We start from the raw sequence: 8,487 nt of genomic DNA on the forward strand, positions 1-8,487 counted from the left end.
ACGGGCATGTATGGGCGGTCACCTCGCCAAATAACGCGACAGCCTTACACATTGTAGCGAAAACGGGACATACGCTGATCTCGGTGAATGGGCAGTTGGTGGAGTATGAGATTCCGACGATGGTGGCGAACGATCCGACGAGTGATGGCAATTCAACCACGTACATGCCGATCTGGTATGTCCAGCAGTTGCTCAACAATGTAGGGATCACGACGGATACGTGGAACGGCACAACGTGGACGATAGGAACTGCGAGTGGAGCAAGCACAAAGACGTCTACAACGAGCACAAGTACGCCGTCTACAACCAGTACCAAGACGCCTACAAATGGCATGGCGACGAAGCTCGATGCAGTGATTGCGTTTTATCAGTCGATGCACACGGTCGCACCTACTACGGGGATTTACTCGAATGAATACGAAAAGCTTACTCCACCGAAAGATCCGTATACAGACGTGCCCCAAGCGGATTGGAGCATGGTGTATGACGCGTTATACCACGGCTACATCACGGCTGATTCGGCAACGCTGTTTGGTTCAAACGATCCTGCAACAGCGAACACGATGGATGAACAGTACATGTGGAGCATGGGGATTCCGAAAAATTCTCCGCTGCAACTCTCGTGGAATCCTGGTGACGGAAACGCCGTGCAATGGGCGAACTTCTATGACTTGAACACGGGTGTGCCGACCAGTGGAGACCTGACCGTGAGCCAGTTAAACCAGTTGGAACAAAATTTTGTGACCTCACAAAAAGGTTGGTACGAAACGAGCAATGGCGTGTATCACTTCGCCTTTGCGCCGTACAACACGTATACATTGTCCGAAGGTTCGACGTGGAGCGCAAGTCACTCATTGTCTGAATTAAAACAAAGTCTTGTTTACGCATCGACCATCACCTTTAAGAAAATTGGTGGTAGTGGCAATCAACCTGATCTGTTGTGGACAGCGCCAGGTTTTTCGATTCACAGTTCATTTTTATTGGGTATTTCCGGTGGAAGCCATCTGACGGCTAGTACGAACGGTGGAAAAAGCTATCAGTCTTTTGATTCCGTTATTGGACATCAGTATGCATCAACTAATCCACAAAATGGGGCAACAACCGATCCGTCGAATCCCATATATGTAAAGACCCAAGGAGTTGCGGGCGTTAACTTAGATCCCATGCCTGTAGGTGCGGGCTATGGTTCTGCTATAGAATTCACGGATGCTGGGGTTCCTGAAGTACAACAACAAAGTGCTGGCATGTGATTCTGGAAGAGGATGGTGAATGCAATGTGAAGAAACGATGGTCAATTCTTTCGTCTCTGGTGCTCTTATCGTCGTTATTTGCGTCTGATGGCACGGCGGCTTTTGCCCAATCGTATGTAGGCAACGGCACGCAAGTAGGGACAGCCGGAACGCTTGGCTATTATGATGGGCAAGTGACCATTTTAGGTTCCAACGGACAGCCTTACCAGAACAGCAACAACAATACGCCGTTTACGTTGTATGGCAGCACTATACCAGGATTGCAACTTCACCAATTTTCAAATGCCATATTCGAATACGCCCCCGAAAACGTTTCGTTAAGTGGCTTCAATAGTGGCTCAGGTCAACTCTGGCACGTGGATGAAGTGGCAAACAACCTTGTGCCAGTCACAAGTGATAATGGCTACTTGATGATATCGAACACCGAACGATCCGCTTGGGTCAATGCATTAAATGGCAATCTAGCCTATGTGGATCAAGCTGAATCTAGCACGTCTATTGCCGATGGAGAAGAGTACGATGCCGAGTTCCAAGACAAAACAACCGACGAGATGTTCCCGCTCTACGATTTCCCTGCCATCGTCCTTGATTCAGGCGATGAACTGGTGAGCGGATCGAATGGTCTAGGACCTGTAGACGTGATTGTCACACCGAAACCCACAGCGTCCATTAGTGCGAGTAACCCGATCATCGGGCAAGGTCAAACGGAGACACTCACAGGCACAGGGACGGTCAGTGCGTATGGTACAGACTATCACTATGCGGGCGTGTCGATCACGAATGCAGCAACAGGGGCGTCCGTGCCACAGTCGGATATCACCTTTGCAGGTAATGATGGTGAAGCTCCGATTCAGACACCAAGCGGTGGAACGATGTACGAAATGAATACGGGTGATGGTTCGTATTCGGACACCATCAACGTCAATACCCAAGACCTTACGGCTGGAACCTACTCGGTCACGTACGATGTATCGGACTATCGGGATCGCTTCGCTCCCGCTACGACGACCACGTTCACGGTGCGAGCACCAGCTAGCGGCGCATTAACGCTCACAGCGAATCCAACGAGCACAACGGTGGGCACAGACGTTACGTTAACTGCTAGTTATTCGGGTGCCATGCCTTCAAACAGTGCTATTTATTTGCATGACATGAGTAACGATGACACGTTGCAAGGAAGCAACCAGGCAGAGGGGACCATTGGGCAATCGACATTCACCGATTCGAATGTCGTAGCGAATACAGCCGAAACCGTGGAATACGATGCAGTAGTTGAGGTTAACGGGGAATACATTAGCTCGTCGCCTGTGTATGTGACATGGAATGCTCCTACGGCTTCGTGCGCCGAACCTGCTTCACTAACGGCTGGCACGCCATCGGGGACAACAGATACGATCAACGTGTCCGATCCAAGCGGAAATGCTCTTGCGTTATCGGTGAATCATGGCGGTACCCTATCGCAGACCATCGTCACAGGATCAACAACAGTCACACTCACTGGACAAGCAGGAACGACGTATACGGTGAGTGCAACGGATGAAACCAATTCCGATTGTGCGACGGCTACGACGAACGTAACGTTTGCATCTGCTACACCTACCAATGCTTGTGGAAACTACGATCTCACAGCTGGAACAACCGATCCGCAAACTGGTGTGAATCAAGGTACGATCATCTACGTATCTGGGTTACAGCAGGGCGAAACGGTCACATTAACCGCTTCAGGAAGTGCCGTGTTCAATAATGGATTAAGCACGGATACGATGACTGTCGGTCGAAATGGTGAAGTCAGCACAGGCATTCAAGATCAAACGGCTGAAACGGTAGACATTGGTGTCAATGGTTCGAGCGATTGCCTGACGCTCAATTTTGAGTCGGGGAGCAGCACTAACCCTACATGCCCACCCAATGGATGTGTAGAAAATCCGAATGATGCAGGATTCTTTACTTTCGGTGGTACAGTTAGTGGCCCTAATTATGAGACCACCATCACAGTTCCTGTGAATACTAGTGTACCGATCTCTTTGTATCCTGGAATTGATAATAATGGAACAACGGCGGTCTATACGAATCCTATGCTAGACTCAAATTTGGGTACATTCCCTGTTGGTTGGACGCTATCAGCATCAGGTGGATCAGGAACAGCTAGTTTACAGATACCTAACCAAGCGCAAAACCAAGCAGGATCACAGGCTGTTGTAGACTCGTCTGTTCCACAAACAGATACCTATACAGCCGTCTTAAACAGTCCTAGCGGTCAAACCTATACAGCACAACTCACAATCAACTTTGTTGGATTGATAGTAAGTGCTAACCCTACCCATTTAGCCGTGAATGATGCTTCAACGATTACTGTCACAGGAAGTAGTGATGGTAACGATGTAGAACTTTTGGCTAGTGAACAGAACGTGTGGCCTAACTCTGTCCCTGTGTACGGAGCAAGCGGTGGTCATGGTCTAAGAAGATTAGAGGGGTACGGGATCAACATAGGCGTGTTAGATGGGAGCACCACAGTTCAAGCAACATCAACAATAGCACAAACCGTAACGTTCATGGCCGAATCAAGCTATGACAATGCAGTTGGAGGCAGTGTTGCATTAACTTCTAATGTACAGAGTGTAGAATGGAGCGAACAAGCGCAAGCATGTACATTACCTCCATCTGTAACAGGTGGCACAGCCACAGGGGATACCTATGCCGTAGGAGTGACGGGTGAAGCAGGAGATACAGTGACACTTACTGTGACAGATGGAACCTTTGCAAATGGGCAAACAACCACGCAAACGACCATTCCAGCAGATGGACAAACAAGTGTTACCATTGATCAAAGCGCAGGCGCAACGACTTCTACTGTGACGGTTACAGGGGATACGGACGATTGTACCACAGGGGAAACAGCAACGATTGACTGGTCGACAACTAGCGCATGTCCTATACCACCGCATTTTTCTGCCAGTGTTTATACCACAACCGATAATAACGAAACCGTAACGATTGATGGAAATGCTGGAGATACGGTAGGTGTGAGTATCGATGTTGGTGGAGGAACGATAGTGGGTGGCACTTACGGCAGTCAGCTAACGGCTATCACACTGAACAATCAAGGACAAGGAACGCTAACTGTAGAAAAAGGAACCAATTCGACAGGCAATCTTGAATTGACCTACGATAGCAATTCTCAGTGTGCCACAGGGGAAACAGCAACGATTGACTGGGGTCAACCAACGTCTGCACCTACTGTCACACTAAGCGCATCGCCCACATCACTCGCGGTGAACGATCCTTCTATTCTACAAGTGACGTCAACTGGGTTTCAAAACGGAGATTATCTGCACTTGATGGATGACGATTACGATAACACGCTACTTAACGGTAGTGCGCAAACAGAGAACTCGCAGACCTCTACGTTGTCTACGACAGCCGTTGCGAACGTTCCAGAAACGGTCAGCTATACAGCTGTGTTGTACAATGCATCCAATCAAGTGCTCGCAACGTCCAATACAGTCAGCGTTACGTGGTTACAGGGGCAACAATCAGTGGATGTGACGTTAACGGCAAATCCAACCTCTGTACAAGTGGGACAATCGTCTACACTGACCGCTACGATAGCAAGCGGCTACACTGACAATGACACGCAATGGCTGAAGATTTTCGATGAAACGACGGATCGTTATGTGGGAGGCAGCTTTTCAGGTTCGGTCACGGCACAAGTCACGGAACAAAGCGCGCAAACCGATACGTTTATCGCCTATGTGACGACATACCAAGCGGGAGCTGTGTATGTGAATAATGCCTATCAGTCGAATACAGCGAGCGTGACCTGGACAGCGTCTTTGTTGTCTTCTTGTCAAAATGGTAGCGTTCCACAGAAACCGATCGAACAAGTGCTTGAACAAAGCACGTCGTGTACCAGTCAAGGATATGACAAGTTAACATGGATGGATACGAATTGGGTGCTACAAGCCACGACACATACTGGTGTGGAGGGAGTCTGTACAGGGGATTACACCACGTATCAATGGGTGGACGAGCCTGTCACGTATGATCATATCTACGTGGACAATCTACAGAACCTAGAAATTAGTGGGTTGCTCATGGATCCCGGAGTACCTGGTGATCCGTGGTCAGATAGTAATCAAACAGCCACTCAAGTCAACCGATTGGTGACCGTTGACGACACCATAACAGGACAGCAGTTACCGACGTATACCAATCCGTATGCTGGTGTGAACGGCGCACCCTATGTGTATGTACGTCCTGCAGGTGGATTTGGGTTTAGGATTTTATGGACGGGGAGTCCGTTTGACGTGATGCAGTCGATGGATGTGACCTTTGTCATGAAAAACCCAGACGGAACGACACGCACATGGACAGAAACGCCTACAACGAAGTATCCAACCAATTTGGACACAGCCACATTGGATCGAGTGGACATCATCAATCCGTATGATGGGGCCAATGGGTATGCGCCTTATGCTGGCCAATACGCATCAGCCTATACGCCGATTCCTAAGTACGTCAACCGCTTGGATGGACAACAACATCTTGAATTAGCGGCGTGGAATATGACAGGTGACGCCAGTACAGCAGCAACGATCACAGCGACGATTACCGTCAATACGAATTGCGGTTCGGTGATCACAACCATACCGAATATTGCGCAGTTGTTTAACGATCCGACATGGTACTTTATCCACCAAGTACCGAATAGCAGTGTACCTCAAACCGGTATCACATGGGTCAAGCTAAACAATGATCCGACGGATGGAGAAAGCATGCCAACGACACCGGCGCAAGTCAATGCGCAAGATGCGGCGTTTTTGAACGCAAATCCAGAATTGAAGGGACCTTGATTCACGCAAAAGACCGCTTGGAGACACTCTCTAAGCGGTCTTTTGTCTGTGGCACGACATGATGGTGGTTCTGTTTGTTCGCCTTGCAGGTTGAAGGCGAATTTTTTTTTGCGCAAAAAAAGAGTAGTGAAAATGGAGAGTTTTTAGGGTTGACTTTCTTCTATGCTTGATGAGCAAGGAGGTGAACCATCTGAAAAAGTGGTTGCGACTGCTATCGCCCATTTCAAAAATACCGACCAATCGTAATGAACTGATCCTTTGGCTGATCGTGAAAGGATTCATGTACTTTGTGGGACCGGGTATGCTGCTCGCTATGTTTGGCATTCTTGTGGCAGGTTCTATTTTCGCCTTTTTTATTGGGGATTTTACGGCTAGCGGAAACGGAACGGTGTCAGCGAATGGTCAAGTAACGTTATCTCAGACGCAACAGATTCAAGAGCATGTGTTGCAAAAGCGCGAGCAAATCGTAGCTAACCAGTGGCAAACGGGACTGGACGCATCACAGATCGAACAAGTGCAGACGCAACAAGTCAATGTTCCATCCGCTCTGTTGATGAGTATAGGGAAAGTCGTGAACAATCTTCAACCGCTACAAGCCAGCCTGTACTATGGCTACTTCACGCCACAATATACGTGGATTCATGAAGTGGACATCAAGGAAACCTTTCATGATGTGACGACGTGTACACCCAAAGGAACGTGCAAAACCACGTGTGTCGAGAACCAACAAGAGACTCCAGTGACGTTCCTCTCCTACGCCAACACGTGGGATGGCACGTTAACCGATACGTATGTCGATGTGAAGACAGGGTATGCTGGATGCCCTGATGGAGTATGGACATCGACGTGGGAGTTGCTAAGTAGCCATAGGACCTATTCGTGGTCCAAAGTGTGGAATCTATTCGCTCATATTAAGACGCAACAAGGAACGTTTATCGAGGATAGCGCGAATCGTGATGTGTTAGCGGGCATGATCGGAGCGGTCGATCCATCGCTGGGTGATCCGTATGTGCAACACATGGTCTCTGGATTCAACATGGTGTTTCAAACAGGTGGACTACCGCCTGCTGGATCGAATGAACCGTTACCAAGCGCAAAGGTGATGTCCATTTTACAACAAGCCATTGGCATCGTCATGGCCTACAACACGGCTCATGACATATCGGGTGGTGTCAATGAAAGTTGGTTGCCCTACTTAGCCATCATCGTCATGCATGAATCCGGTGGGAATCCAGATGCGGTGGACCCCATTCTTGTCGATGGAGAACATGCGTCAGGTCTCATGCAAATGCTTCCGAGCACGTTTGTCAGCGATCATCTCGGTGCGTATACAGATATTTGGAACCCATTAGACAATGCGATTTCGGCCATTGGACATATTGAATCAGCGTGGGGAAACCCAACGAACATTCCTGGTGTGGTTGCAGGTACAGGCGTGTATCACGGGTATTAAGATGTGAAAAAAGTGGATTGAAAATGGAGAGTTTTATGCTTGCTTTTTCCGTTAGTCTATGAATAGAAACACAGAAATTATCTAAGGGAGCGATTGTTTTGAATCATCAAGTGTGGAAATGGACTGCAGGAAGTCTAGCGATCATGGGTCTTTTAAGTGGATGTGGTACACAACAGGCGTCCGTTCATGCTACGAAACCTGTTTCTAAGATAGAGCAAACAGCACCTATCACGCATAGCTCTAGCCAAGATACGTCGATCGTCGATGGGTTTATGAAGCCCTATGATGTAACACCGTTGTTTGCCCATCAGATCGTCAATGCAAGTGGCCAAACGATTCAGATGCCTACAACGAAACCTCTGTTATTTTTTGCTTGGTGGTGTCCGCATTGTCATGCAGCGCTGCAAAACCTACAACAACTAGGTGATCTCAAGGATGTGCAACTTGTCAGCGTGTATCTCGATGCGAATGGAAAAACGGTCACCACGCTTGCCCAAGCGAAAGCACTGACGGCATCCGGCTTGCATGAGGCAGGTATTTCCGTTCCTGCAAGTGCCATCGATTATGTCATGCCAACGAGTCCGATCAACAACATCATTCAAGGCGTACCGATGATCGTAGGGCAGGTTGATCATACGTGGGTAGCGATGGATGGTGAACCGACTGATCCGATACACACCTGGTCGGACGTCATACACGGGGTCAGGGGGTAAAACGATGCTGTATGTCACCTTTGAAACCGATGTGCGCGAACGATTTGTTGGATCTCAGTGGCTGCAATATCCCCAAATGGCCAAAGACACGCCGTTTCAAGCAGGGGATGTCGTTGTACTCACAGAGTGGTTTGCTCAGACAAGGCAAGACACCATTGATCTGATTCACCTGATCCGCCGCGCTAACGCTCGTGTCGTCTATATCGGAACACAAGCGA

At 48.7% G+C, this 8,487-nt stretch carries 4 protein-coding genes and 1 pseudogene; all 5 read left to right on the plus strand.

Going from position 1 to position 8,487, the window contains the following annotated elements; translation table 11 throughout:
- Positions 1–1,250, plus strand: a pseudogene (locus MM817_RS15780) (hypothetical protein); the annotation flags it as partial.
- Positions 1,251–1,276: 26 nt separating this feature from the next.
- Positions 1,277–6,103: a beta strand repeat-containing protein gene (locus tag MM817_RS15785; protein WP_241716910.1), complete on the plus strand. Its 4,827-nt coding sequence runs from the start codon at positions 1,277–1,279 to the stop codon at positions 6,101–6,103.
- A 181-nt stretch (positions 6,104–6,284) separates the two neighbouring features.
- Positions 6,285–7,556: a transglycosylase SLT domain-containing protein gene (locus MM817_RS15790; RefSeq protein ID WP_241716911.1), complete on the plus strand. Its 1,272-nt coding sequence runs from the start codon at positions 6,285–6,287 to the stop codon at positions 7,554–7,556.
- Positions 7,557–7,654: 98 nt separating this feature from the next.
- Positions 7,655–8,269, plus strand: coding sequence for a TlpA family protein disulfide reductase (locus MM817_RS15795; protein ID WP_241716913.1), 615 nt, complete (start codon positions 7,655–7,657; stop codon positions 8,267–8,269).
- Between the two features lie 4 nt (positions 8,270–8,273).
- The coding region (locus MM817_RS15800) for a hypothetical protein (RefSeq protein ID WP_419723427.1) at positions 8,274–8,487 on the plus strand (214 nt) is incomplete at its 3' end.

It is taken from the genome of Sulfoacidibacillus ferrooxidans, assembly GCF_022606465.1.
Taxonomy (GTDB): domain Bacteria; phylum Bacillota; class Bacilli; order Alicyclobacillales; family SLC66; genus Sulfoacidibacillus; species Sulfoacidibacillus ferrooxidans.